The sequence below is a fragment of the Neisseria sp. S1 genome (genome assembly GCF_048060015.1).
GTDB lineage: Bacteria > Pseudomonadota > Gammaproteobacteria > Burkholderiales > Neisseriaceae > Neisseria > Neisseria arctica.
This window is the reverse complement of record NZ_JBLUPI010000001.1, coordinates 60,371-86,322: the sequence shown is the minus strand read 5'-3', so window position 1 is coordinate 86,322 and position 25,952 is coordinate 60,371. Positions and strand designations below refer to the sequence as shown.

General features: G+C 53.4%; 26 protein-coding genes and 4 pseudogenes. 21 read left to right on the top strand and 9 right to left on the bottom strand.

Annotated elements, in window-relative coordinates:
• Nucleotides 1-2 precede the first annotated feature (2 nt).
• The 12 genes from ACEPPX_RS00460 to ACEPPX_RS00405 all read left to right on the top strand — a co-directional run bounded on the left by ACEPPX_RS00460 (nucleotide 3) and on the right by ACEPPX_RS00405 (nucleotide 9,508).
• Complete coding sequence (locus ACEPPX_RS00460; RefSeq protein ID WP_416622492.1) at nucleotides 3-260, top strand: hypothetical protein; 258 nt, start codon at nucleotides 3-5, stop codon at nucleotides 258-260.
• Between the two features lies 1 nt (nucleotide 261).
• The gene (locus ACEPPX_RS00455) at nucleotides 262-855 is read left to right on the top strand and encodes a hypothetical protein (protein WP_416622491.1); all 594 of its coding nucleotides are present in this window, start codon (nucleotides 262-264) and stop codon (nucleotides 853-855) included.
• Between the two features lie 394 nt (nucleotides 856-1,249).
• Nucleotides 1,250-1,519, top strand: a complete 270-nt coding sequence (locus ACEPPX_RS00450; RefSeq protein WP_416622490.1) for a hypothetical protein — start codon at nucleotides 1,250-1,252, stop codon at nucleotides 1,517-1,519.
• 259 nt (nucleotides 1,520-1,778) lie between these two features.
• Nucleotides 1,779-1,940: a hypothetical protein gene (locus tag ACEPPX_RS00445; RefSeq protein WP_416622489.1), complete on the top strand. Its 162-nt coding sequence runs from the start codon at nucleotides 1,779-1,781 to the stop codon at nucleotides 1,938-1,940.
• 38 nt (nucleotides 1,941-1,978) lie between these two features.
• The gene (locus ACEPPX_RS00440; protein ID WP_416622488.1) at nucleotides 1,979-2,425 is read left to right on the top strand and encodes a VapD; all 447 of its coding nucleotides are present in this window, start codon (nucleotides 1,979-1,981) and stop codon (nucleotides 2,423-2,425) included.
• A gap of 162 nt (nucleotides 2,426-2,587) precedes the next feature.
• The gene (locus tag ACEPPX_RS00435; protein ID WP_416622691.1) at nucleotides 2,588-4,975 is read left to right on the top strand and encodes a DEAD/DEAH box helicase family protein; all 2,388 of its coding nucleotides are present in this window, start codon (nucleotides 2,588-2,590) and stop codon (nucleotides 4,973-4,975) included.
• Between the two features lie 236 nt (nucleotides 4,976-5,211).
• Entirely contained in the window at nucleotides 5,212-5,460 is a 249-nt protein-coding gene (locus ACEPPX_RS00430; RefSeq protein WP_416622487.1) for a hypothetical protein, read from the top strand.
• Between the two features lie 256 nt (nucleotides 5,461-5,716).
• Entirely contained in the window at nucleotides 5,717-6,826 is a 1,110-nt protein-coding gene (locus ACEPPX_RS00425; RefSeq protein WP_416622486.1) for a DUF6094 domain-containing protein, read from the top strand.
• Nucleotides 6,827-6,906: 80 nt separating this feature from the next.
• Complete coding sequence (locus ACEPPX_RS00420) at nucleotides 6,907-7,284, top strand: hypothetical protein (RefSeq protein ID WP_416622485.1); 378 nt, start codon at nucleotides 6,907-6,909, stop codon at nucleotides 7,282-7,284.
• A gap of 203 nt (nucleotides 7,285-7,487) precedes the next feature.
• Nucleotides 7,488-8,084: a hypothetical protein gene (locus tag ACEPPX_RS00415; protein ID WP_416622484.1), complete on the top strand. Its 597-nt coding sequence runs from the start codon at nucleotides 7,488-7,490 to the stop codon at nucleotides 8,082-8,084.
• Between the two features lie 130 nt (nucleotides 8,085-8,214).
• Nucleotides 8,215-8,961 carry a hypothetical protein gene (locus ACEPPX_RS00410; RefSeq protein WP_416622483.1) on the top strand — a complete coding sequence of 249 codons (747 nt, stop codon included), beginning with the start codon at nucleotides 8,215-8,217 and terminating at the stop codon, nucleotides 8,959-8,961.
• A 79-nt stretch (nucleotides 8,962-9,040) separates the two neighbouring features.
• A complete protein-coding gene (locus ACEPPX_RS00405; RefSeq protein WP_416622482.1) occupies nucleotides 9,041-9,508 on the top strand; it encodes a hypothetical protein in 468 nt (155 codons plus the stop codon).
• Nucleotides 9,509-9,703: 195 nt separating this feature from the next.
• On the opposite strand, the gene ACEPPX_RS00400 is transcribed toward ACEPPX_RS00405, so the two are convergent.
• The 6 genes from ACEPPX_RS00400 to intI1 all read right to left on the bottom strand — a co-directional run bounded on the left by ACEPPX_RS00400 (nucleotide 9,704) and on the right by intI1 (nucleotide 16,359).
• A complete protein-coding gene (locus ACEPPX_RS00400) occupies nucleotides 9,704-10,540 on the bottom strand; it encodes an aminoglycoside O-phosphotransferase APH(6)-Id (RefSeq protein ID WP_000480968.1) in 837 nt (278 codons plus the stop codon).
• Nucleotides 10,540-11,343 carry an aminoglycoside O-phosphotransferase APH(3'')-Ib gene (gene aph(3'')-Ib / locus ACEPPX_RS00395; protein WP_416622481.1) on the bottom strand — a complete coding sequence of 268 codons (804 nt, stop codon included), beginning with the start codon at nucleotides 11,341-11,343 and terminating at the stop codon, nucleotides 10,540-10,542. Before aph(3'')-Ib ends, ACEPPX_RS00400 begins: the two co-directional genes overlap by 1 nt.
• A 168-nt stretch (nucleotides 11,344-11,511) precedes the next feature.
• Nucleotides 11,512-12,327, bottom strand: a complete 816-nt coding sequence (gene sul2 / locus ACEPPX_RS00390) for a sulfonamide-resistant dihydropteroate synthase Sul2 (protein ID WP_001043260.1) — start codon at nucleotides 12,325-12,327, stop codon at nucleotides 11,512-11,514.
• An 815-nt stretch (nucleotides 12,328-13,142) separates the two neighbouring features.
• Nucleotides 13,143-14,108, bottom strand: coding sequence for a replication protein RepA (locus tag ACEPPX_RS00385; protein WP_416622480.1), 966 nt, complete (start codon nucleotides 14,106-14,108; stop codon nucleotides 13,143-13,145).
• Nucleotides 14,101-14,757 (bottom strand): recombinase family protein, encoded by a 657-nt coding sequence (locus tag ACEPPX_RS00380; protein ID WP_012196454.1) that lies wholly within the window; start codon nucleotides 14,755-14,757, stop codon nucleotides 14,101-14,103. The genes ACEPPX_RS00385 and ACEPPX_RS00380 overlap by 8 nt, the downstream gene beginning before the upstream one ends.
• Before the next feature lie 588 nt (nucleotides 14,758-15,345).
• On the bottom strand, nucleotides 15,346-16,359 hold the full coding sequence (intI1, locus tag ACEPPX_RS00375; protein ID WP_000845054.1) for a class 1 integron integrase IntI1: 1,014 nt from the start codon (nucleotides 16,357-16,359) through the stop codon (nucleotides 15,346-15,348).
• A 145-nt stretch (nucleotides 16,360-16,504) separates the two neighbouring features.
• On the opposite strand from intI1, the gene aadB reads away from it, so the two are divergent.
• The 4 genes and pseudogenes from aadB to ACEPPX_RS00355 all read left to right on the top strand — a co-directional run.
• Entirely contained in the window at nucleotides 16,505-17,038 is a 534-nt protein-coding gene (gene aadB, locus ACEPPX_RS00370; RefSeq protein WP_416622479.1) for an aminoglycoside nucleotidyltransferase ANT(2'')-Ia, read from the top strand.
• A gap of 57 nt (nucleotides 17,039-17,095) precedes the next feature.
• Nucleotides 17,096-17,934, top strand: a pseudogene (gene aadA1 / locus ACEPPX_RS00365) (ANT(3'')-Ia family aminoglycoside nucleotidyltransferase AadA1).
• A 77-nt stretch (nucleotides 17,935-18,011) separates the two neighbouring features.
• Complete coding sequence (gene blaPSE, locus ACEPPX_RS00360; protein ID WP_011113050.1) at nucleotides 18,012-18,878, top strand: PSE family carbenicillin-hydrolyzing class A beta-lactamase; 867 nt, start codon at nucleotides 18,012-18,014, stop codon at nucleotides 18,876-18,878.
• A gap of 188 nt (nucleotides 18,879-19,066) precedes the next feature.
• Nucleotides 19,067-19,438, top strand: a pseudogene (locus ACEPPX_RS00355) (PrpF domain-containing protein); the annotation flags it as partial.
• On the opposite strand, the gene ACEPPX_RS00350 reads toward ACEPPX_RS00355, so the two are convergent.
• Nucleotides 19,435-19,677, bottom strand: coding sequence for a tyrosine-type recombinase/integrase (locus ACEPPX_RS00350; protein ID WP_082412258.1), 243 nt, complete (start codon nucleotides 19,675-19,677; stop codon nucleotides 19,435-19,437). The pseudogene ACEPPX_RS00355 and the gene ACEPPX_RS00350 overlap by 4 nt on opposite strands.
• Nucleotides 19,670-20,206 (bottom strand): phage integrase N-terminal SAM-like domain-containing protein, encoded by a 537-nt coding sequence (locus ACEPPX_RS00345; RefSeq protein WP_082412257.1) that lies wholly within the window; start codon nucleotides 20,204-20,206, stop codon nucleotides 19,670-19,672. The genes ACEPPX_RS00350 and ACEPPX_RS00345 overlap by 8 nt, the downstream gene beginning before the upstream one ends.
• Before the next feature lie 383 nt (nucleotides 20,207-20,589).
• On the opposite strand from ACEPPX_RS00345, the gene floR reads away from it, so the two are divergent.
• Nucleotides 20,590-21,804: a chloramphenicol/florfenicol efflux MFS transporter FloR gene (gene floR, locus ACEPPX_RS00340; protein WP_416622478.1), complete on the top strand. Its 1,215-nt coding sequence runs from the start codon at nucleotides 20,590-20,592 to the stop codon at nucleotides 21,802-21,804.
• 93 nt (nucleotides 21,805-21,897) lie between these two features.
• Nucleotides 21,898-22,014: pseudogene (locus ACEPPX_RS00335) on the top strand (DUF3363 domain-containing protein); the annotation flags it as partial.
• On the opposite strand, the gene tetR(G) reads toward ACEPPX_RS00335, so the two are convergent.
• Nucleotides 22,011-22,637 (bottom strand): tetracycline resistance transcriptional repressor TetR(G), encoded by a 627-nt coding sequence (gene tetR(G) / locus ACEPPX_RS00330; protein ID WP_000163574.1) that lies wholly within the window; start codon nucleotides 22,635-22,637, stop codon nucleotides 22,011-22,013. The pseudogene ACEPPX_RS00335 and the gene tetR(G) sit on opposite strands and share 4 nt — an antisense overlap.
• Before the next feature lie 103 nt (nucleotides 22,638-22,740).
• On the opposite strand from tetR(G), the gene tet(G) reads away from it, so the two are divergent.
• The 3 genes and pseudogenes from tet(G) to ACEPPX_RS00315 form a co-directional block, all read left to right on the top strand.
• Nucleotides 22,741-23,916, top strand: coding sequence for a tetracycline efflux MFS transporter Tet(G) (tet(G), locus tag ACEPPX_RS00325; RefSeq protein WP_001257840.1), 1,176 nt, complete (start codon nucleotides 22,741-22,743; stop codon nucleotides 23,914-23,916).
• 20 nt (nucleotides 23,917-23,936) lie between these two features.
• A complete protein-coding gene (locus ACEPPX_RS00320; RefSeq protein WP_416622477.1) occupies nucleotides 23,937-24,527 on the top strand; it encodes a LysR family transcriptional regulator in 591 nt (196 codons plus the stop codon).
• Nucleotides 24,514-25,809: pseudogene (locus ACEPPX_RS00315) on the top strand (Tn3 family transposase); the annotation flags it as partial. The gene ACEPPX_RS00320 and the pseudogene ACEPPX_RS00315, both read left to right, overlap by 14 nt.
• Nucleotides 25,810-25,952: the final 143 nt, after the last annotated feature.

Sequence of the window (25,952 nt, the reverse complement as noted above, 5' to 3'; positions counted from 1 at the left end):
AAATGCGTATGAAACTATCCAAAGCGCGTTTCGGCGGTATTACTGAGGAGGCCGACAATAAAATCAGAATTTCAGACGGCAGTTTTTTTATGCCGGTACACCTGAAAGCAGGCCGACACACTAAGTCAGACTTTGTTGTGTTAAACGCTTCGACTGCCGATGTGGAGCATGTGGTCATGCGTTTCGGCGAATCGGGCGTACTGATTGCAGGCCGCGACAACCGCTTTCGTCGTTTCGACGATCCGTATTGGAGGGAATGAGATGTACCGTACCTCCTCACACGATCTGTTTGCCGATGCTTTTTTCATCCTCAACGAGCGACTGATGTTTGCTTCGCTCTACGGACGCGATGCCCATATGCTGTCCATGCTGGCTTTGATGAACAATAACGGTGGTGTCGATTTGGGTCCGTTGGGTTTCCGTGATGCGGATGACCAACGCTACCATCCCCCGCGCACCACAGCCCGTTATTTTTTCGACCTGTATAAACACATGACCAAGATACCGACTCGTAACTACGGTGTGTTGACCCATGCATTTGTCTATTCGTCGGAAATCGTCAAATACGACCTCGACAGCAAAACCGCTTGGCTGGTTTCAGCCGATACTGAAGCCGATCTGACCAATCAGGTTTGGCGCGTTATCAACGGTCTGACCGATGTTCCGCTGCTCGACAGTTGGGCTGGTGCCGTGCTGCCGCATCTGCAACAGCAGGAGTGCGTCAGGATGTATCCACCGGGTATCAGCGAAGAAGCCTCCCTTGTCGGCGTACAGGCTTGCCGTATCCGTATTCCCGATAACTTCGACCTTCAGGTCAGTCATTGGCTTAAGAGCGGGGTGCTTCACGTATCCTGAGTCAAACAAGGAAACTAATATGTCTAGAATTGCAACTCTTTCTGAAAAAAATCAAAAAATCGTGTACAGCGATTAATCCGATCAGGACAGTTGGATTGATGATTTCCAACCTGCTTTCAAGCAGGTTTTTTAGCTACGCCGAAGCCGTCTGAAAACGGGTTAAAAACCGCTGTGTGGGTTTCGGCGTAGCCAAAAAACCTGTTTCATACGCTGACAGTCGTTTACTGTCTCGATGCTGCCGTTAACCATCGAACGGTTGTCGTTCCGTACTTCAGCATGGACTTCAGCACGCTATCATCCGCAACCGGCGGCTGCATAGGAGGATTGATTATGTTACTCAAATTCAACCTGCTTTCGAGCAGGTTTTTAGAGTCAAAATGAAGGAGTCAGTATTATGGACAATCAACAAAATGAAGGAGTCAGTATTATGGACAATCAAGATGAAGCAATCAGCCTGTGGGTAGGCATGAATTATGTTCTCGTTTATTGGCGGGGAGACAATATGTACACTTCGGCATTTACCAAATTAGAATTTGCCGAGCAAGAAATCGAAAAACTCCGGGAGAATCCGGAATTTTCAGCTTATGAATTGTACGAAGCAAAATTAATCAGGCAAGAGGACTTGCACGAGGGTAATCAGCGTAAAACAGCTGCATCACAATAGCACCAAACGCCGACAGTCGTTTTACTGTCTGGTATTGCCGTTAAACATTACCAGCGTTTATTCGTGAGCGTACGGCTTTTTTCCATTCTTTTTCTTGTTTTTAACTACCCCGTGGGGACATGCTCCCTATAGGGCTGTATGTCCCTTTTTTTGTTTGTATTTTTAGGAGACATACCATGTACTACAACACTTTATGTTTTTTGCTGTTTGCCCGTGTTAAACTTGAGGCATCGCTATAAAACTGTTATTGGATCAGGAAATGAAACAGGCCGAACTCAGAAAAGTGGATGCTGGGATTGCCAAGCTGCTTGCAGAATCAGCCAAACTCAATGCTGAAACCCGCTGGTATCCGATTTTAATCGTTACCGGTATGTTTGCCGCCATCGGCGCGGTTTGGGTGGCCATCGTCAAATTCCTGTAAATCCGGTGCTTTTGCACCTTTATTTGGAGAGTATTTGCATGGATAAAACCTTGATTGTATTCGACATGGATACACACTGTTTGGAAGCGCATTACCACAATCAGAGTTGGCGTAATACGTATGCGGATGTTAACCGGATCCTCAAGAAACACGGATTTCACAACATTCAAGGCACGGTTTACCTAAGTGAACAGGGTATCAAACAGGCTCACGGTACGCTGGCTTTACAAGAGGTCGCCATCCGGTACGAGTGGTTTCATACCTGTGCTTCCAATATTCAGTTCTACGAACTGAAAGATGATTTCAATGCCCAATTCATCGTTGACGGTGTGCAGGCTGCACGTCTCGCATTCAACCGTAATTTGCAAGAATTACGGCATGAATTGTGTGAAGCAGGAGTGCCTGAAGACAAAATCGAAGAAATCGTCGGTAAACGCCAATTTACCCTGCAATTTGTGCAAGACGGCAAATTATTGGGTAACTGATTTTTGTAACTTTTCATCCGTTTCTTTTTTACTTCCCACCCTGACGGGGCAACTCCCCGTCTGCGGGGTTTTGCCCTATTTTTATTTTAGGAGAACATCATGCAAAACCCCATATCTTCAACCATGCTGCAAATCTTTGACAAACTTGATGTGATGGATGCGATGCTGGCCGACAGTAAGCTGCCCCAGCATATCGAAGCCGTCAACCAGTTCAATCTTTTGCTGTCCCAGCTTAAAAGCAGCGATCTTTCCCTGTCCCAGTTTTTAGCCGATTTCGGTGACAGCCTGTTTCAGGCAGTTACCGTACAAAACCAGCCGCTGTATCAGGGTCAGACTTATCCGGCGCACGAAGCGGCGCTGGACGGTTTGACGCGCAAGCTGTTTCCGGCACAGCACGAAGTCGTACGTGCGGTCAACCAATTGCTGCTGGAGGAAGACCAACCGGCGGCGGTCATCAATGCGGAAATGGGTACCGGCAAGACCATGATGGCCATTGCCTGTGCCGCTGCCGCCCATGCAGCAGGATTCCACCGTACTTTGGTACTGAGTCCGCCGCATTTGGTGTACAAATGGCGACGTGAAATTCTCAATACCGTGCCTAATGCAAGGGTATGGATTCTGAATGGCACTGATACCTTAGCGAAACTTCTAAAAATCCGACAAATGCGCAAAGCACCGACCGTTCCAGAATTTTTTGTAATGGGGCGGGTTAGGATGCGAATGGGCTACCACTGGCGGCCGGCGTATTCGGTACGTAAGCGCTACGACACCCATGTGGATGCCGAGGGCAACAGCTACCGCGTTGCCGCCAAATCCTTCTGCTGCCCGAAATGCAGCCGGGAAATCACGGATGAGGACGGTAAGCCGTTTGATTGGGAAGAGCAGATTGCCGCCGCACTAGGCAAATCCCGCCGCTTCTGTACCGCTACTTCCGGCAAAGGCGAGAACCGAAAGGTTTGCGGCGAGCCGTTGTGGACATTGTGCCGTAAAGACAGCAATGCCCCGCAACAGAGCGTGTATGAACGCGTTATCGGCGCGGTTGCCGCCTTGCCGGGTCTCGGCCCGAAAACAGCGGAACGTCTGGTTGCTCAGTTTGGCGCAGAAATGTTGGCCGGTATTTTGGAAAACAACATCCAGGCGTTTTCCAATCTGATGGACGAACACGGTGAGTTTGTGTTCAATGACCATCAGGCTGCCCGTCTCGACCGTGCTTTGAGTAAAACTGAGTTCTCGCTGGGTTTGGGCGGCTATCAGCCGACCGAGTTTATCAAACGCTATCTGCCTAAAGGTTTTTTCGGGCTGATGGTGGTGGATGAAGGTCACGAGTACAAGAACTACGGCACGGCACAAGGTCAGGCGATGGGCGTATTGGCACGCTGTGTCAAAAAGACCATTTGTCTGACCGGTACGCTGATGGGCGGTTACGCCGACGACTTGTTCTATCTGTTATGGCGTTTGCACCCGCAGGCGATGATTGAAGACGGTTTCGGCTACAACAAGTCCAATACGCTCGGTACGGCGGCCATGGCCTTTATGCGCCAGCACGGTGTTTTGAAGGACATCATACGCAGCAACGGCAGCGAGTTTGACGGCGGATCGTTTACCAGTTCCAAGGCCCAACGCAGCTCCGTTCGTACCGCCAAAGCACCGGGGTTCAGTCCGCTGGGTATCATGCGCTACATCCTACCGATGACGGTATTCTTGAAGCTAAAAGATTTGGGCGAAGGGGTACTGCCGCCATACGAGGAAATCTTCCGGCCGGTGGCGATGACCCAAAAGCAGGAAGACGTGTACAAGCAGATGAGCGCATCTTTGCAGCAGGTACTGAAACAGGCTTTGGGCAAAGGCGACAATACCCTGACCGGCGTTGTCACCAATACGCTGTTGGCTTGGCCCGATTGCGGTCACAGTCCCGAGAATGTGGTATGGAAAAGCAAGAAACAGGTGTTGTTCTCCGCGCCGGCGGTGTTTGACGAGCATGAGTTGTCGCCCAAAGAGGCCGATATGCTCGAAGTCGTCCAAACCGAACTGGCGGCCGGCCGCAAATGCCTAGTCTATTCCATTTACACAGATACCCGGGATACCACCACACGCTTGCAGGAAATTCTGAAAGCCAACGGTATCAAAGCGGCGGTAATGCGTGCTTCCGTAAAAGCGGATGCGCGGGAAGACTGGGTAGCCGAAAAGCTGGATGACGGTTATCAGGTCATCATCTGCAATCCCGAACTGGTCAAAACAGGTCTTGATTTATTGGCCTTTCCAACCATCTACTTCATGCAGACCGGCTACAACGTCTATACGCTGATGCAGGCGGCTAGACGGTCATGGCGGATTGGTCAGAAAGAACCGATTAAAGTGTATTTTGCAGGCTATATAGACACCGCACAGCAAATCTGTCTCGAACTGATGGGACAGAAAATTGCTGTTGCTCAATCCACATCCGGCGAAATGCCCGATACCGGTTTGGATATATTGAACCAAGCCGAGGATTCGGTTGAGGTGCAGTTGGCCAAACGCCTGCTGGACAAGCAGCAAACCGCAGTTTCCTGAACTGCTTTGCCCACGTCAGTGGGCTTTTTCAGACGACTTTAGTTTTAGGCCGTCTGAAAAAGCACATTGTTTTACAACGCCGACAGTCGTTTACTGTCTTTGGTACTGCCGTTAAACATTACCAACGCCAATCTGTAGGTGTACGGCTATTTTTCAAATCAATTTATCAACCCTGTGGGGATATACCATCCCCATAAGGGTATTGGTATGTCTCCACTTTTTATGGAGACGCCAATGTGAAATTTTTCAAATACTTGAAATTCAGTTTTCCGTTACATAAGGAAACTCTTGAATCGTGGATTAAATTGCTGGATGATGTGGCCAAAGCTGCAATGATTGCGGTTTTGCCACTACTCTGGCTCAATTCGCATTCATTGACCGAACGCGCTATCGGCGTAGTGGTATTGGTCGTTATTGGGTATTTTGCCCAAGTTTTTGCCGATTTACTGCGTAAAAAGCGTGATTCATTAACTCGAAAGGACTAGCCATGTTGATCGGCGGACTTTTATTCCTCCTCTTCCTTTTGTTGGCCTGGTACTTCTCTGTTTTGAAGTATTTGGATAATAAAGGCGTATTAGAGGAAAAAGAGAACCACTAGGTTCGATTCAATCCAACTCGGCTCGACAGAGCCGATTCTCCCACCGCTTTGCACTCAGTGTGCGACGGTGGGATTTTACTTAACCCTGTGGGGACACCGTTCCCCTCGGGGCATGGCGTTTCCCTGTTTCTTTGGAGAATGTCATGACTACCAACCATCTGATGCACCCGCGCACCGCGCACAACCATGCCGACAACGGCTACTTCCCGACTGACGATGCCACACTTGCCGGCATTACGGCACGGCTGGATATCGCCGCCAGCGATATCCGTATTTTCGATCCCTGCTGTGGCACCGGCGCGGCTTTGGCCGTTATCGGCGAACACCTCGCCGAGTGCGGAGCCTCCTGCCACAGCTTCGGTGTCGAACTGGATAAAGACCGCGCCCAAACCGCAAGAAACATGCTCGATACCGTCATCCATGGCGATATCGAAAGCTGCATTTTGCAACCGCGCACCGTTGGATTGCTGTTTTTGAATCCGCCTTACGGCTTTACCGCCGCCGACAATTTGAGCAACAGCCGAACCAAACGGCTGGAAGAAATCTTTTTCGACCTGACCGTTCCGGCGTTGCAGGATAACGGCGTGATGGTGCTGGTTATTCCGGTGGCCGCGCTGACTGAGAAGTTGACCTTTGAAATCGCTTCACGCTTTACTGGTCTGCGGATGTATAAAGCCGCCGTCGATACCTACCGTCAGGTCGTCATATTTGGTATCAAACCCAAAAACCGCAACAGCATCGGCAAAACCCTGATCAAACAGCAACAGCAGATGTTGTTGCAGCCGGAGACAGCCGTCCCCGTCGATCAGGCAGAAACCGATTCTTGGTATGAAATACCCGAATCGGCCGTCAAACCATTCCGGCCGCTGAATTATTCAGTAGAAGCGGAAGGATTGGCCGAAGAGCTGGAAACGCTGATGCCGCAAACCCTGTGGCCGCACTTCAGTTCGTTTTTCGGCGAAGGTCTGTTGCAGGAAAAACGCCGGCCATTATGCGCGCTGGGCAAATGGCATGCTGCTTTGGCATTGGCCGCCGGACAGGTTAACGGAATCGTCACTTCGCCCGACGGCCGCCGACTGCTGATTAAAGGTAGTACGCACAAAACCAAGGTAACGACCACGGAAGAGCAGGTAAAAGACGACGGCAGCGTGCAGTACGTCACCACTAACCTCGACCGTTTCGTTCCCAGCATCCGCGCCATCGACCTCACGGCCGGCAGTGCGAATTTCGGCGATGTATTGACCATCAAGTAAACATATTTTCTTTTTTTCAAACCCTACGGGTATGCCACCCGTAACGGGGTGGCATACCCGTTTTCCATCAGGAGAACCCTATGCAACCCCAAGCCTCTCTACCCACCCCGTCAACCGCACTTCCCGCTTTGTTGTCCGAATACCTCGCTCACAGCAAACCCGAGCTGTTCGAACTCGGCCAAACCGTCTGTACCCGCAACGTCGTATCGTGGGCGGCAGACAATCTGCCCGAAGTGCTGCTGGAAGGCAATCTGTGGGCGTGTATTTTGGTTCGTGCCCACAGCACCGGCTGCTGGGACGAATTGGATAAAAGCGACCAACGGCTGAACTATGCCTCGCTCGAACCCGGTAACGAAGGACGAATTCTTTCAGCCTATACTTTGCTGGGTGAAAAAATATACGTTATTACCGAAGCGGATCGCAGTGTGACCACAGTTTTGCTAGCGGATGACTATTAACCCGCAGAAGTTTTCAGATGGCCGAGGCCGTCTGAAAACCCTACACCATTGATTAAAAATTAAGCACGTCAGCAAAGCAGCATGATGCCGTATTCCGACGTGTCTGCCACACCGTTTATCCACATATTTGGGGGATAAACGGCTTTAACCCATAGGGGAAACTTCCCCTGACGGGTTGTTTCCCCGTTTTTAAGGAGCAACCCATGCAACAACCTACCCAAACCTATATCGTCTGGTTCAACGACAGCTTTGAGGAAGCTGAAGAAGTTGCTGCCGCATTAAACGGCCAAACTGTCTTGGAACCTGAAACACCCGATGAAACGCCGGAGCAAACCATCGGCCGCTTTATGGAAATGCGCTTAGGCTATCCGAAAAACCTGATTGCCATGGTGGATACGGTAGTCGAGTACCTGGAACGTGAAAAACTCTATGAAAACACCCCCAGCCGAAGCAGCAACTGCTATACGGCGGCGGTGTTTGTTCCGACCGTTCCGGCGGAACAGGATGAAGCGTTGCAGGACATCGCCTATCTGCTGAAAAAGTGGTTTTCGGAGCTGAACCTGTCCAACTATGAAGAGTATTTGGACGGCGAATTGAGCGAAGAAGATACCGCTTGGCTGTACCACCGCCATCAGGAAGCCATCAGCCAATGGATGTGCGAACACATGACCGATCTGTATGCGTTCCATTGTGATGTATTGTGGCCACTGGATAATCCGGATTCGGCCAAATGGGAAGTCGTATACAAATGGGCGGGTTCCGTGCTGCAACAGCATTTGGAAACCGAACAACCCGGCTAGTCTTTCCCCTTATGCACCTGCCGTCTGAAATGTGCAGCCGGAATCCTCCGGCGGCGGCTTTTTTTACCAACCCTACGGGTTATCACACCCGCAAGGGCATGATAACCCGCCTTTTATTTGGAGTTTTATCATGCCTAATTGGTGTTCAAACCACATGACCGTCTCCGGCGATGCCGCACGAGTGGCAGAGCTAGCCGAGAAAATTGTCCGCCCCCATCCGGACAAGCCGGCTGAGATGACTTTCGATTTCAACGGCATCTGCCCGATGCCCGAAGATTTGCTGAATGTCAGTTCGATTTGTTCCCAAGATGAAATCTGCTGGGGCGGTCTCAACGAAAGTCGGACCATGCCGCAAATCGCCGGTGCAATCAGCGACGGGTTTTATCAAAAACTCAAAGCTGAATTGGAAAAGACTTTCGATTGGCAGAAACTGACCGTCGGCCACGTCAACCGCTGGTTGAATGATGTCTGTCCCGACCTTCAATGCAGCCTCGGCTTAAACCCCGAAGCTGCCCGAAAGACGGCCTACAACATCAAACACCACGGCGCACCCGGCTGGTACGATTGGCGGATTCGTCACTGGGGAACCAAGTGGAATGCCGATTGTTGTTACATCAGCCGTTCAGATGGACTGCTGGAAATATCCTTCGAAACCGCCTGGTCTCCGCCGGATGGCGTGTACAGAGCGATCTGTGCTGCCTATCCTGACTTGGAGCTGGTCGGCAAATACATCGAAGACGGCATGTGTTTTGCCGGTTACTACGACAACATCGGTCCAGATTTGTACGACAACCCTTGTGCAGACGAAGATTACCGAAAATTCGGCATCGAACACTTCGGCTACGAGTACGAAGACGAAAATGATGAAGACGAGTAATCCCGCCCGATAAACAACCGCAACCCTATGGAGGCAATACCCAAGGGGTTGCCTCCGTTTTTTTAAAGAAATGGAGTTTATGATGAAACAAGAAAACCCTGATGTTGCTATGCAAAAGTTCGAATGCATTGGACACAACGGCCAAGCCGCCTTGCAGCTGATTTTACCGCCGGAATGCGATGACTTGAATGAGGTTTCGTGCAGAGACGAATATGATTTGGCTGTCCCGGATTTACGGATCATCCTCTATCTGCCGTCGCTGATTACTGCCCTGAAAGTCCTGCACCAACACCCTGATGCCCTGCATCACGCTGGTGCGAAGTGCTGGGTGGATTCAGACGGCTACGAAGGCAAAATCAGCTTGGAATTTGTCAAAGTGTACGCCCATGCTTTTTCAGGAAACTGGAACCATTCGTTTTTTTTGAATTTCAGTAATGACTGGACAGGTTCGGTGTATTTCCTTGATCTGAGCGTATATCTGCATAAACTTTTAGGCGGGTACGACGATATTGTGGCCAAGCTGGAGAAGCTGGCTGCAAACGTGTAATCCGCACAAACCAACGGCCACTGATGTGGCCGTTTTTTATTGTACGATTTGAGTACAAAACAACAGTTGTTGCAGTCGGTACACTATTGGGGGTCGTTTGCGGGAGAGGGCGAAATCCTACGCTAAGGCTTTGGCCAACGATATTCTCCGGTAAGATTGATGTGTTCCCAGGGGATAGGAGAAGTCGCTTGATATCTAGTATGACGTCTGTCGCACCTGCTTGATCGCGGCCGCGATAGCTAGATCGCGTTGCTCCTCTTCTCCATCCGCGTTCCAAGCTGCGGAAAGGCACCCATAAGCGTACGCCTGGTCGAGCAGGCGACGCGGATCGACGTCCAGCGCACGAGAGAATGCGTCCGCCATCTGTGCAATGCGTCTAGGATCGAGACAAAGGTCGTCTCTGTCAGCCGGATCGTAGAACATATTGGCGGCGCCAAAGCCCACTTCACCGACCAGACCGACGGGATCTATCACCAGCCAGCCGCGACTGGAGAACATGATGTTTTCATGATGCAGATCGCCATGTAGCCCACGCAGTTCCGAGGCATTGCTCATCATTTGATCGGCTATAATCGCCGCGTGGACGTAGTCAGTTTGACAACCTGCGTTTTGATCATCGCGCGCCCGCTGAAACAAAGCTGCAAAGCGATCCCGGATCGGGAGAAGGGCAGAAGGCAGGGGTTCCTCAGATGCGGCATACAGCTTCGCCATCAGTTCCGCTGCAATTTCGGTCGCCTGGTAGTCGCCGTGCTCGGCAACGATGTGAGAGAGCATTCGCTCCCCGGCATATTCGAGCAACATCAGATTGTTCTCACGACCGAGCAACCGGACTGCTCCCCTCCCATTGCGCCATACCAGATAGTCGGCCCCGCGCAGTTCATCAGCAATGTCTTCTATAGGTTTCAATCCCTTGACGATTGCAGGAGTCCCGTCTGGCAATGAAACTTTCCAAACGAGGCTGGAAAAGGTGTCCGCAATGAGAACAGGTTGCGAAACGTGCCAATGAGCAGGAAAAACAGGCGGCATGAACATCAACCCCAAGTCAGAGGGTCCAATCGCAGATAGAAGGCAAGGCGTTCGCGGTCGGGGGCTTCGATCCCCAATACATTGAATAGGACAGCGAAGGCGCGCTCTGCTTCATCTGGCGCTGCCCAGTTCTCTTCGGCGTTAGCAATCATGAGTGCCAAATCGGCATAGCGATCTGCTGTTCCGAGCCGCCCAAGGTCGATCAGACCCGTGCATTGAAGAGTTTTAGGGTCCACCATGAAGTTCGGCATGCAGGGATCACCATGGCAAACAACCATATCGGTGCGCTCTTGGTCGAGCCGCACCGGTAGCTCTCGTTCGACACGAGCCAAAAGATCGAGCTGCGGCGTACTCTTGTCCTCGTCCGGTAAGAAGTCGGGATTGACGGCATTGCGGGACACCACATCAACGGCGCGTCCGAACATTCGCGACAGCCTGCGCTCAAACGGACATTGATCAACCGATAGGCTGTGAACAGCGCCAAGTTGCTGCCCCATTGACGGCCACGCTTTGAGCAAATCCGCTCCAGACAGATCAGCCGCCGGTACTCCCGGAATTGCCGTTATCACCAAGCATGCACCCTCCTGTTCCTCCTGCCAGTTGATCACCTCGGGGCAAGCCACACCTCGACCTTTGAGCCAAATGAGGCGGTCACGCTCTCCAGCGAGCTCACCGCGGCGGGAAGCAGGTGCGATTTTCGCGAAGGCATGCCCGTCACCACGTCGAAAAACAAAATCACCGGATTCTCCGCCTCTGACAGGCAACCAGTCAGAATGCGATTCACCAAAAAAAATATTAGTTTGATTCAATGGAGGTTCCTTCAGTTTTCTGATGAAGCGCGGAGGTGGCTTTGCCACGAATACCATCTGTGCCGAAATATTTGCGCACCATAAGGTCGATTATCCTGTCGTCGGGTCGCCCTCAAAGGGGACATGCCTGCTGAACCGCGAATATAGAGAAATATCCCGAATGTGCAGTTAACGAATTCTTGCGGTTTCTTTCAGCGCCGCCAATACCGCCAGCCCGTCGCGCAAGGGGCGCGGCTCGTGTGTGCGGATGAAGTCAGCTCCACCTGCGGCGGCGGCAAGCTCTGCAGCGAGTGTCGCGGCCCCGACATCCCCCGGACCACGGCCTGTGAGCGCGCGCAGAAAGGATTTGCGCGAAACAGACAGAAGCACCGGCAAATCGAAGCGCAGCCGCAATTCATCGAACCGCGCCAGCACCGAGAGCGAGGTTTCGGGAGCAGCCCCCAGAAAAAACCCCATGCCGGGATCAAGGACAAGGCGGTTGCGTTTGATACCGGCACCCGTCAGCGCCGCGATGCGCGCGTCAAAGAACGCCGCAATGTGATCCATGATGTCGCCAGCGGGTGCCTCGCGCCGATCTGCCTGCCCGTCTTGCACCGAATGCATAACGACGAGTTTGGCAGATGATTTCGCCAATTGCGGATAGAACGCAGCGTCTGGAAAACCGCGAATATCATTGAGATAGGCCACACCACGCGACAAGGCATAGGCTTGCGTCGCGGGTTGATAACTGTCGAGCGAGACGGGAATGCCATCTGCCTTGAGCGCGTCCAGCACCGGCGCGATACGCGCGATTTCTGTGTCGGACGAAACAGGCGCGGCGTCGGGATTGCTGGATGCCGGACCGAGGTCGATCACATCTGCCCCCTCGGCCATCAGCTTACGCGCCTGCGCAATGGCTGCGTCTGGCGCCAGATACCGGCCTCCATCGGAGAAACTGTCCGAGGTTATGTTGACGATGCCGAAAATGATGAGCGATTTATTCATGGGGGCTTCTATAATAATAATAATCGAGCATGAGTCTCATACGGATGCTCGGGTCGAAAGGGAATCCCCAGGCGAGTAACCTGTTTGCGGTGATCCATTAGCTGCAGGAGCAGAATAGCATACATCTGGAAGCAAAGCCAGGAAAGCGGCCTAAACAATTTAACAGAGCCATCTTGGAATCTGGTGTCTCTGCGCCTATAATTCTGGAACAGCTACTTTCCGAACGACTCCTGCGTTGATCGGAAATCCAGAAGCCCGAGAGGTTGCCGCCTTTCGGGCTTTTTCTTTTTCAAAAAAAAAATTTATAAAACGATCTGTTGCGGCCGCCGGGTTGTGGGCAAAGGCGCTCGACGGTGGGCAACCGCTTGCGGTTGTCCACGGGCGGAGCCGGTGCGCGTAGCGCATTGTCCACAAGCCAAGGGCGACCAATAATTGATATATATATTCATAATTGAAAAGCTAATTGAACATACTACTTGCTGTAACTACTTGCCGGAGCGAGGGGTGTTTGCAAGCTGTTGATCTGAAAGGGCTATTAGCGTTCTCACGTGCCTTTTTGATTAGCGATTTCACGTGACCTTATTAGCGATTTCACGTACTCCGATTAGCGATTTCACGTACCCTGATTAGCGATTTCACGTGGATAGTTTTTGGAGCGGGCCGGAAAGCCCCGTGAATCAAGGCTTTGCGGGGCATTAGCGGTTTCACGTGGATAACTACCCTCTATCCACAGGCTTCCGGGGATAAAAAAGCCCGCTCGACGGCGGGCTGTTGGATGGGAAGGCTTGACCAAGCCAAGCGTAGCGTTGGCCTGGTCAAGTCGGAGGGGGGCCGATGCGAGCGCCCTTGCCGGGTGCGCGGGTGACATGCAGGTGTGTGGATTTGATGCGCAGGCATTCGCCGTCATCTTCGATGCAGTCGCTTGCCTCGGGATAGACAATCAACACTTCGCGTAGGCGCTTTTTGAAGTTGTATTTGAAGCTGGCGAGTGCTGCCCGCTCTGCCCGCTCTCGGGCCTTATCGTCCAGTTCGGGCGAGTTGCGTGCGCGGCTGCCATAGGATGAGCCGAATTGCGCTTGCAGGGCGACCCAAGGGATTTGCACGAAGGGGCGGCCCTTGGCCCGCAACAGGAACACGCGATAGGTCAGCCACGTGTAAATGTCCATCGCAAGCGGAGACTGCCGCAAGGCATGCAGGTAGTCGATTCGGATAGGAACCGGTGAGCGGGTGACTTCCTCGAAGAAATCGCCTGTGAGGGTGCTATCCCATAGCGCCCGATCTTCTGGCCGCTTGGGATTCCAGAATAGAAAAGCGCGCTTGGCAATGACGACGTTCTCAATGCCGAAGTCATTGCCTTGCTCGCCGGCAAGCGAAATCATGGATGAAAACAGGCGTTGCGCCTGATTGCGAAGGGTGGCCGTGTAACGGCCATCGGTGTGCATTCCGAGCCTTTGTAGAAATTCCGATTGCGACCGGCCAAGGTTCAACACGGGGTCTTTCGTTCGCACGGCCTCGGTGCATATCCAAGCAAGCAAGGTGCGCGGCATAGAACCGTAGGGCAGGCCGATGCTCGGCTTGCCCATGATCGACAAGGTGACGATGCCATTGGTGCGCTCAAAGTAGCTGGTCTTGGGGTCGGTGTGGGGCATGGTCGCTTGCACAAGGCAACGGGCCATGTAGCCGACTAAGCCAGCTTCGCGGGCATCCTCCATTTCGAGCGCGAGGCTCGTCTTGATGATCTCGTTGATACGATGGCCGGGGGCTTTGTTGTTCTTAGGCATGTTGTTCCCTCCCCGGCATGGTGATGGTTGGTCTAGTGTTTGTGGGTTTGATGTTCCGGCGTTTGATGAACAGGCGCAAGGTGTGAGGGCTGACGCCTAACAACTCGGCTGCGCGACTTTGCGGCAAGCCAAGGTTCACGTATGCCTGTACTTCATCAATACGGCTGTCCAGCTTCAAGGCGCTCGATTTGCTGCCCTTGGGTCGCCCGAGCGTCTTGCCGCGCTCTCTGGCGACTTGTAGCGCCTCGGTGGTACGTGCCTGAATGAAATGCCGCTCGATCTGTGCAGCCAAGCCAAGCACGGTTGCCATGATGTCGCTTTGTAGGCTGCCGTCCATGATGATCTTCTGTTTGGTCACATGGACGATTAGGCCGCGCTCGCTCGCCGCTTTGAGAATTTCCAAGGCGGCGAGGGCGGAACCGGCAATGCGCGTAATCTCCGGCGTCAGTAGCACGTCGCCACGCTCGGCCTTTTCGATGATTGCTCCGAGCTTGCGCTTGCGCCAGTCCTTTGCTCTGCTGGCAATTTCTTCCTCGATCTGTAGCGGCGCGAAGCCTTTGGCGTTCGCGTATTCGAGCAAACCGTATTTTTGGTTTTCCGGGTCTTGGCCGTCACGCGAAACCCGGAGATAGGCATAGTATTTTGGCATTTGCAGGGAAAACGTCAGATTCGGTTAAACATGCCTCATTCTAGCGCAGATTAAATAGGAATTAAATACCCTGTTGCGGTATAGATAAAACGTTGGTTTGTTCTGCCCTATGAGCGTACAAAAAAGGCCGGGTGAGTGGCCCGGCCTTCGTTTAGGTGCTGAATAGGATTGGTTCTGGTGCCAGCCTCATGAGAAGCGCGTCATAAAACCACATGAGGGCCGACGCACCAAGGCCGACGCCTGCGACCGATAGCATGATGTGGGTCTTATTGGCCGAGTCCAGCCCAAGCCACATGATCGGTAGGGTGATGAGACTGGCGAACGAAGCCAAGCCGAGAAGAAAGCGCACCGGGCCGCGCAGCCACCAGAGAATGAGGAACACCAGATGTCGTTTTCAGAAGACGGCTGCACTGAACGTCAGAAGCCGACTGCACTATAGCAGCGGAGGGGTTGGATCCATCAGGCAACGACGGGCTGCTGCCGGCCATCAGCGGACGCAGGGAGGACTTTCCGCAACCGGCCGTTCGATGCGGCACCGATGGCCTTCGCGCAGGGGTAGTGAATCCGCCAGGATTGACTTGCGCTGCCCTACCTCTCACTAGTGAGGGGCGGCAGCGCATCAAGCGGTGAGCGCACTCCGGCACCGCCAACTTTCAGCACATGCGTGTAAATCATCGTCGTAGAGACGTCGGAATGGCCGAGCAGATCCTGCACGGTTCGAATGTCGTAACCGCTGCGGAGCAAGGCCGTCGCGAACGAGTGGCGGAGGGTGTGCGGTGTGGCGGGCTTCGTGATGCCTGCTTGTTCTACGGCACGTTTGAAGGCGCGCTGAAAGGTCTGGTCATACATGTGATGGCGACGCACGACACCGCTCCGTGGATCGGTCGAATGCGTGTGCTGCGCAAAAACCCAGAACCACGGCCAGGAATGCCCGGCGCGCGGATACTTCCGCTCAAGGGCGTCGGGAAGCGCAACGCCGCTGCGGCCCTCGGCCTGGTCCTTCAGCCACCATGCCCGTGCACGCGACAGCTGCTCGCGCAGGCTGGGTGCCAAGCTCTCGGGTAACATCAAGGCCCGATCCTTGGAGCCCTTGCCCTCCCGCACGATGATCGTGCCGTGATCGAAATCCAGATCCTTGACCCGCAGTTGCAAACCCTCACTGATCCGCATGCCCGTTCCATACAGAAGCTGGGCGAACAAACGATGCTCGCCTTCCAGAAAACCGAGGATGCGAACCACTTCATCCGGGGTCAGCACCACCGGCAAGCGCCGCGACGGCCGAGGTCTTCCGATCTCCTGAAGCCAGGGCAGATCCGTGCACAGCACCTTGCCGTAGAAGAACAGCAAGGCCGCCAATGCCTGACGATGCGTGGAGACCGAAACCTTGCGCTCGTTCGCCAGCCAGGACAGAAATGCCTCGACTTCGCTGCTGCCCAAGGTTGCCGGGTGACGCACACCGTGGAAACGGATGAAGGCACGAACCCAGTTGACATAAGCCTGTTCGGTTCGTAAACTGTAATGCAAGTAGCGTATGCGCTCACGCAACTGGTCCAGAACCTTGACCGAACGCAGCGGTGGTAACGGCGCAGTGGCGGTTTTCATGGCTTGTTATGACTGTTTTTTTGTACAGTCTATGCCTCGGGCATCCAAGCAGCAAGCGCGTTACGCCGTGGGTCGATGTTTGATGTTATGGAGCAGCAACGATGTTACGCAGCAGGGCAGTCGCCCTAAAACAAAGTTAGGACGCATGGACACAACGCAGGTCACATTGATACACAAAATTCTAGCTGCGGCAGATGAGCGAAATCTGCCGCTCTGGATCGGTGGGGGCTGGGCGATCGATGCACGGCTAGGGCGTGTAACACGCAAGCACGATGATATTGATCTGACGTTTCCCGGCGAGAGGCGCGGCGAGCTCGAGGCAATAGTTGAAATGCTCGGCGGGCGCGTCATGGAGGAGTTGGACTATGGATTCTTAGCGGAGATCGGGGATGAGTTACTTGACTGCGAACCTGCTTGGTGGGCAGACGAAGCGTATGAAATCGCGGAGGCTCCGCAGGGCTCGTGCCCAGAGGCGGCTGAGGGCGTCATCGCCGGGCGGCCAGTCTGTTGTAACAGCTGGGAGGCGATCATCTGGGATTACTTTTACTATGCCGATGAAGTACCACCAGTGGACTGGCCTACAAAGCACATAGAGTCCTACAGGCTCGCATGCACCTCACTCGGGGCGGAAAAGGTTGAGGTCTTGCGTGCCGCTTTCAGGTCGCGATATGCGGCCTAACAATTCGTCCAAGCCGACGCCGCTTCGCGGCGCGGCTTAACTCAGGTGTTAAACATCATGAGGGAAGCGGTGATCGCCGAAGTATCGACTCAACTATCAGAGGTAGTTGGCGTCATCGAGCGCCATCTCGAACCGACGTTGCTGGCCGTACATTTGTACGGCTCCGCAGTGGATGGCGGCCTGAAGCCACACAGTGATATTGATTTGCTGGTTACGGTGACCGTAAGGCTTGATGAAACAACGCGGCGAGCTTTGATCAACGACCTTTTGGAAACTTCGGCTTCCCCTGGAGAGAGCGAGATTCTCCGCGCTGTAGAAGTCACCATTGTTGTGCACGACGACATCATTCCGTGGCGTTATCCAGCTAAGCGCGAACTGCAATTTGGAGAATGGCAGCGCAATGACATTCTTGCAGGTATCTTCGAGCCAGCCACGATCGACATTGATCTGGCTATCTTGCTGACAAAAGCAAGAGAACATAGCGTTGCCTTGGTAGGTCCAGCGGCGGAGGAACTCTTTGATCCGGTTCCTGAACAGGATCTATTTGAGGCGCTAAATGAAACCTTAACGCTATGGAACTCGCCGCCCGACTGGGCTGGCGATGAGCGAAATGTAGTGCTTACGTTGTCCCGCATTTGGTACAGCGCAGTAACCGGCAAAATCGCGCCGAAGGATGTCGCTGCCGACTGGGCAATGGAGCGCCTGCCGGCCCAGTATCAGCCCGTCATACTTGAAGCTAGACAGGCTTATCTTGGACAAGAAGAAGATCGCTTGGCCTCCCGCGCAGATCAGTTGGAAGAATTTGTTCACTACGTGAAAGGCGAGATCACCAAGGTAGTCGGCAAATAATGTCTAACAATTCGTTCAAGCCGACGCCGCTTCGCGGCGCGGCTTAACTCAAGCGTTAGCCATATTATGGAGCCTCATGCTTTTATATAAAATGTGTGACAATCAAAATTATGGGGTTACTTACATGAAGTTTTTATTGGTATTTTCGCTTTTAATACCATCCGTGGTTTTTGCAAGTAGTTCAAAGTTTCAGCAAGTTGAACAAGACGTTAAGGCAATTGAAGTTTCTCTTTCTGCTCGTATAGGTGTTTCCGTTCTTGATACTCAAAATGGAGAATATTGGGATTACAATGGCAATCAGCGCTTCCCGTTAACAAGTACTTTTAAAACAATAGCTTGCGCTAAATTACTATATGATGCTGAGCAAGGAAAAGTTAATCCCAATAGTACAGTCGAGATTAAGAAAGCAGATCTTGTGACCTATTCCCCTGTAATAGAAAAGCAAGTAGGGCAGGCAATCACACTCGATGATGCGTGCTTCGCAACTATGACTACAAGTGATAATACTGCGGCAAATATCATCCTAAGTGCTGTAGGTGGCCCCAAAGGCGTTACTGATTTTTTAAGACAAATTGGGGACAAAGAGACTCGTCTAGACCGTATTGAGCCTGATTTAAATGAAGGTAAGCTCGGTGATTTGAGGGATACGACAACTCCTAAGGCAATAGCCAGTACTTTGAATAAATTTTTATTTGGTTCCGCGCTATCTGAAATGAACCAGAAAAAATTAGAGTCTTGGATGGTGAACAATCAAGTCACTGGTAATTTACTACGTTCAGTATTGCCGGCGGGATGGAACATTGCGGATCGCTCAGGTGCTGGCGGATTTGGTGCTCGGAGTATTACAGCAGTTGTGTGGAGTGAGCATCAAGCCCCAATTATTGTGAGCATCTATCTAGCTCAAACACAGGCTTCAATGGCAGAGCGAAATGATGCGATTGTTAAAATTGGTCGTTCAATTTTTGACGTTTATACATCACAGTCGCGCTGATAAGGCTAACAAGGCCATCAAGTTGACGGCTTTTCCGTCGCTTGTTTTGTGGCTTAACGCTACGCTACCACAAAACAATCAACTCCAAAGCCGCAACTTATGGCGGCGTGAAAGTGCATCTAGAATACTTAAAAAGTATGTGGATGATTTACCAGTTTATTAAGTAAAAAAGCTACACCGCCCACTAACACACGCCAAAAATTGCCTTCGTTGCCCCAGCAACTGGCTACACCACCTCCGCCGGCACAGAACTAAAAGCCAGCGACATCGATCTCTGCGTACGCGCACTGTCTATGGGCAAACTCCACCACGCCATGATGGGAACCGCCTCCGTGGCCATCGCCACCGCTGCCGCCATCCCCGGCACCCTGGTCAACCTCGCCGCAGGCGGCGGCGAACGCAGCAGCGTAACCTTTGGTCACGCTTCAGGCACATTAAAAGTAGGCGCAGAAGCCAAGCTAGTTGATGGCCAATGGCAAGCCACCAAAGCCGTAATGAGCCGCAGCGCAAGAAGAATAATGCAAGGCGAAGTGCTAGTGCCGCAGGAGCAGATTGTTTAAAGTCTATCAAGCGGGCTAGAAGTGCCCGCAAACTGTTGCCCAAGCACATGTGTATAAATCTGCGTTGTGGCCACATCGCTGTGGCCAAGTAGTTCCTGCACAGTACGAATATCACGCCCAGCTTGTAATAAATGTGTGGCAAAGGAATGCCTAAAGGTGTGGCACGACACTCTTTTATTTAAAACGCCAGCTTTTTCAACCGCTTGTTTTAACGCCTTGCGCGGGACAGAGTCATGCAGATGATGTCAGTTTGGACGGCAATAAAGTCGTTCTTTGTTTATTACCCTTTCCATCCTGCACCTGAATACAGCCTAAGTTAAAATCAATATCCTTAACCCGTAGCCGTAAACATTCGGTGATACGCAAGCCTGCACCATAGAGCAAAGAAAAAATCACTTTATTTCGCGGTAATTCCGTATTATTAAAAATAGCCTGTACTTCGGCAGTCGATAAAACTGTCGGCAAATGCCTTGGCTTGGATGCTGGCACAAAATCAAGCTCACCCAATGGCTTATTTAAAAATTGGTTATATAAAAAAGCGAGCGCATTAAGAGCAGTTTTTTGAGTGTTTATAGAGACGTTTTCCGCATTCGCTAAATGTGAAAGAAAAAGCCTAACTTCTTCACCAGCCATCTCTAGAGGATGACGCTTACCATGAAACAAAATAAACCGCTTAATCCAGTGAATGTAAGTTTTCTCGGTACGCAACGAATAGCCTTTTTGCCGCATATCTTGGCTGATGCTAAGTAAGAAAGGACTTTTTGCCATAGCTCCACCATTAACTGTAACTTTATACAGTATAATTTAGACTATTCTTACGATAATGCACGTTTTTACTTTAAACCATGCTCGAATTGTTTTTATAGGAAATAAAAAATCCATATAAAACAATTGGTTGGGGATGTTTGAGCGCAATTAACAGGCAGCCAAAACTGGCAAAATGAGCATGCTCGTTTTGCCAGATTTGAATTGATTGCGGCAATGGAAAAAGTAAGGTAGAATGAGGCACTTAAATAATAAATAGAGTCAAGTCAGCAGACAAGTAAGCCGCAACATCAGAATTGTTGTTGCGGCGCTCTGTAAGACCAATCCCATCTGATTGCTGACGAGCAGACGCTGCCCGGTATCCTTAATCGAGAGGTTGATTCGTCATGACCACCACACGCCCCGCGTGGGCCTATACCCTGCCGGCAGCCTTGCTGCTTATGGCTCCCTTCGACATCCTCGCCTCGCTGGCGATGGATATTTATCTTCCAGTCGTTCCGGCGATGCCGGGCGTCCTGAACACGACTCCATCCATAATCCAACTCACGTTGAGCCTCTACATGGTGATGCTCGGTGTGGGCCAAGTGATCTTTGGGCCACTCTCCGATCGCGTCGGGCGACGGCCGATCCTGCTTGTAGGCGCAACGGCTTTCGTTGCTGCGTCTCTGGGAGCGGCTTGTTCTTCAACTGCATTAGCCTTTGTTGCGTTTCGTCTGGTTCAGGCTGTTGGAGCATCGGCCATGCTGGTGGCCACCTTCGCGACCGTGCGCGACGTATATGCCAATCGTCCCGAAGGTGCCGTCATCTACGGCCTTTTCAGTTCGATACTGGCGTTCGTGCCTGCGCTCGGCCCTATAGCCGGTGCGCTGATCGGCGAGTTTTGGGGATGGCAGGCGATCTTCATCACACTGGCTGCACTGGCTTCGCTCGCACTCTTAAACGCCAGTTTCAGGTGGCATGAAACCCGACCGTTGGATCAGGCCAGAACGCAACGATCTGTTTTGCCGATCTTCGCGAGTCCGGCCTTTTGGGTTTACACGGTCGGATTTAGTGCCGGCATAGGCACATTCTTCGTTTTCTTCTCGACAGCCCCCCGTGTTCTCATAGGCCAAGCCGGCTATTCCGAGATCGGATTTAGCTTGGCCTTCGCGACTGTCGCGCTGGTCATGGTCACGACAACCCGCTTCGCAAAGTCCTTCGTTACCAAATGGGGTATCGCGGGATGCGTAGCGCGCGGGATGGCGTTGCTCGTTTCCGGCGCGATCCTGTTGGGGATCGGCCAACTTTTCGGATCGCCGTCATTTTTCAGCTTCATCCTGCCGATGTGGGTTGTCGCGGTCGGCATTGTCTTCACGGTGTCCGTTACCGCCAACGGCGCACTTGCGCAGTTCGACGACATCGCTGGATCAGCGGTTGCGTTCTACTTCTGCATCCAAAGCCTGATAGTCAGTATCGTCGGGACATTGGCGGTGACGCTGTTAAACGGCGATACAGCGTGGCCCGTGATTTGTTACGCCACGGCAATGGCAGTGCTGGTGTCGTTGGGGCTGGCGCTCCTTCGATCCCGTGATGCTGCCACCGAGAAGTCGCCAGTCGTCTAGCCGACGACTGGAAGCAAGCCCGCTCCGATGCGGCGCAATAATCTTCGAAACCTCGTGAATGGCGGTATCCTGTCTGGCAAGATACCGCTCATTTCCCTTGTCCCGTGGCGGCCGGTCATCGACCGCCAGCTCGGCCGTGAGGTCATGGGCATCGTGCAAAGCGGATCGGTGTCGTGGCAGTTGGGGCGGCAAAGGGGCATAAGCCTCTAATCTGTTGTAGATGAACGCAGCCGCTCGAAACCAGCGATGAGGCTGTCGAGTCCGAAGTTGAACGCAGCATCCATGCCGTCTGTTTCCAACTCGTGAAACAGATCGTGCAGGAAGGACGACGGTGCTTGCTCGGACACATCTGGCCTGTCCGGAACTCTCTCATCGGCATCAGATGCCTGCTGCTCGAGAACGGAACCGACCACATAGTGACTGACCGCCCGGAGCGCCCAAACGGCGCGCTTCGGACAAAAGCCCTCCGCGCAGAGAAAGCGTATTTGCGTCTCGGCGGTGCCAAAATTCGGTTCTGTCGGTCGAGTGCCGGCATGGATACGCGCGCCGTCCCGATAAGAGAGCAACGCCGTTCTGAAGCTCAGGGCATTCTCTTTCAGGAACACCCGCCAGTCCTCATTCTCTTCGGGTAGCGAGCGGGTATGGCGTTCCGCCAGCATCGCCTCGGCGAGCGCATCAAGCAGCGCTCGCTTGTTCTGGAAATGCCAGTAAAGCGCAGGCTGCTGAACCTTGAGGCGTTCAGCGAGCTTCCGCGTCGTCAGGCTGTCCATGCCAACCTCGTTCAACAGCTCTAGCGCCGCCGCGATCACGGTGCCCTTGTCCAGTTTGGTCATTCACGTTCCTTCGCCAGTGCTTGACAATTTATCACCGATAAGTTATATTTCCATCTCCTTATCGTTGATAAAGTCGCTCCATTGAGCGGCGCTGGAGTTTCAGGTGCGCAGCTCTGCCATCATTGCCCTGCTGATCGTGGGTCTTGACGCCATGGGTCTCGGCCTCATCATGCCCGTCCTTCCGACGCTTCTGCGTGAGCTTGTGCCAGCAGAGCAGGTCGCTGGACACTATGGTGCCTTGCTGTCGCTCTATGCATTGATGCAGGTCGTCTTCGCGCCCATGCTTGGACAGCTTTCGGATTCTTACGGTCGGCGTCCGGTACTTCTGGCTTCTCTTGCAGGAGCCGCAGTCGATTACACGATTATGGCATCAGCGCCGGTCTTATGGGTGCTCTATATCGGCCGACTCGTGTCCGGCGTCACGGGCGCAACCGGAGCTGTAGCAGCCTCAACCATTGCCGATTCGACGGGGGAAGGTTCTCGCGCACGCTGGTTCGGCTACATGGGGGCCTGTTATGGGGCGGGCATGATTGCCGGGCCAGCACTTGGTGGCATGCTCGGTGGTATCTCTGCTCATGCCCCGTTTATCGCCGCCGCCCTTCTCAACGGGTTCGCGTTCCTGCTTGCCTGCATTTTCCTCAAGGAGACTCATCACAGCCATGGCGGGACCGGAAAGCCGGTTCGCATCAAACCATTCGTTCTGTTACGGCTGGATGATGCATTGCGCGGGCTAGGTGCGCTTTTCGCAGTTTTCTTCATTATTCAACTGATCGGCCAAGTGCCTGCAGCCCTATGGGTCATATATGGGGAGGACCGTTTTCAGTGGAACACCGCGACCGTTGGTTTGTCGCTCGCGGCGTTTGGGGCAACACATGCGATCTTCCAAGCGTTTGTTACCGGCCCGCTTTCAAGCCGGCTTGGAGAGCGGCGCACGCTGCTGTTTGGCATGGCTGCGGATGCGACTGGCTTCGTTCTTCTGGCTTTTGCCACGCAGGGATGGATGGTGTTCCCGATTCTGTTGCTGCTTGCCGCCGGGGGTGTTGGCATGCCGGCCTTGCAGGCAATGCTCTCAAACAATGTCAGCAGTAACAAGCAAGGGGCTTTGCAAGGAACGCTAACGAGCCTCACCAATCTAAGCTCTATCGCAGGACCGCTTGGCTTCACAGCACTCTATTCTGCCACCGCCGGGGCATGGAACGGTTGGGTTTGGATTGTCGGCGCGATCCTCTATTTAATATGTCTGCCAATACTACGCAGACCATTCGCAACTTCATTGTGATTTAGTCATGGCGATTTGGCATGCGTAGACTTAGGAGAAATGACGGATTAAATCTGTTGAGCAATCATCTCCTTTCGGGGCGAGTGCCAATGATGACCTTAGTTCACACTCTCGCTGTCGCCGAATATCTCAACTTCCGTCACGCCGCCAACGCGCTCGGCGTTGCACAGTCCAGCGTCAGCGCCCGCGTGAAGGCACTGGAAGAAGACCTCGGCATCCTCTTGTTCGAGCGTCATGCGCGCGGCGTTCGGCTGACCGAGGCCGGACGCCATTTCGTCGAGCGGATAGCCGTAGGTATTGACCAACTCGACCATGCGGTGAAAACCGCCGGCATGGCGGCAGCCGGAGAAAGCGGCCGGCTTCGTATCGGTATCCATGCCCTGATTCCGCATAGCTTCCTCGCAAAGCTGATCGGCCAATACCGCAAGGATTACCCCGATGTTGAAGTCGAGATCGCCGAAGGCCCGGCCCGTGAAGCGGTGGTGCAGCTTCGCGCCGGCAGGTTGGACGTGGCGTTCGTCGCGGGCACGCCCCAACCACCCGACTGCCATTCCCGTCGCACATGGATCGAACCGCTCTTGGCGGTGCTACCGGAACGGCATCTCGATTGAAAACGGCGTTCTGCATATCGAGAAACTCGAAGCCGCCGCGCCGACAGGCGCCGAAGATCTGGTGCTCGATCTCTACAAGCAGATCCCGCCCACGCGCATCACCGATCTCCTGCTGGAGGTGGATGCGGCGACCGGCTTCACCGAAGCGTTCACCCATCTGCGCACAGGAGCACCCTGCGCTGACCGGATCGGGCTAATGAACGTTATCTTGGCGGAAGGGATCAACCTCGGCTTGCGCAAAATGGCGGATGCGACAAACACCCACACCTTCTGGGAATTGATCCGCATTGGACGGTGGCATGTCGAGGGCGAAGCCTATGACCGGGCGCTGGCCATGGTGGTCGAGGCACAGGCAGCGTTACCCATGGCCCGGTTCTGGGGCATGGGCACGTCGGCTTCGAGCGACGGACAGTTCTTCGTCGCTACAGAGCAAGGTGAGGCCATGAACCTGGTCAACGCGAAATATGGCAATACCCCGGGCCTGAAAGCCTATAGCCACGTCTCCGACCAATATGCGCCGTTCGCAACCCAGGTGATTCCTGCAACGGCAAGCGAAGCGCCTTACATCCTCGATGGCCTGCTGATGAACGATGCTGGACGCCATATCCGCGAGCAGTTCACCGACACGGGCGGCTTCACCGATCACGTCTTTGCCGCATGTGCCATTCTCGGCTACCGGTTCGCTCCGCGCATCCGCGACCTGCCATCCAAACGGCTCTACGCGTTCAATCCGTCGGCCGCCCCGGCGCACCTGCGAGCGTTGATCGGCGGAAAGGTCAACCAAGCCATGATCGAGCGCAATTGGCCCGACATCCTGCGCATCGCCGCCACCATTGCTGCCGGGACCGTCGCGCCAAGCCAGATTCTGCGGAAACTCGCCTCCTATCCGCGGCAGAACGAGCTCGCGACAGCCCTGCGGGAAGTCGGTCGCGTCGAGCGCACCCTGTTCATGATCGACTGGATTCTGGATGCCGAACTCCAACGGCGTGCCCAGATCGGGCTCAACAAAGGCGAAGCTCATCATGCGCTGAAGCGGGCAATCAGCTTCCACCGCCGCGGTGAAATCCGCGACCGTTCCGCCGAAGGCCAGCATTACCGCATCGCCGGCATGAATCTGCTCGCCGCCATCATCATCTTCTGGAACACCATGAAGCTCGGCGAGGTCGTTGCAAACCAGAAACGCGATGGAAAGCTGCTATCGCCCGATCTCTTGGCCCATGTTTCGCCGCTCGGATGGGAACACATCAATCTCACCGGAGAATATCGCTGGCCAAAGCCTTAGCGTAGGATTCCGCCCCCTCCCGCAAACGACCCCTATTGCTGCCTCTCTCCGGTTGGCGGATAAAATTTCCCCAAAGCTACTTGGAGTAACTTCAGGGAAATTTCATCTGGTATTTGGGTTTCCGATACCCGAACTATTATTTA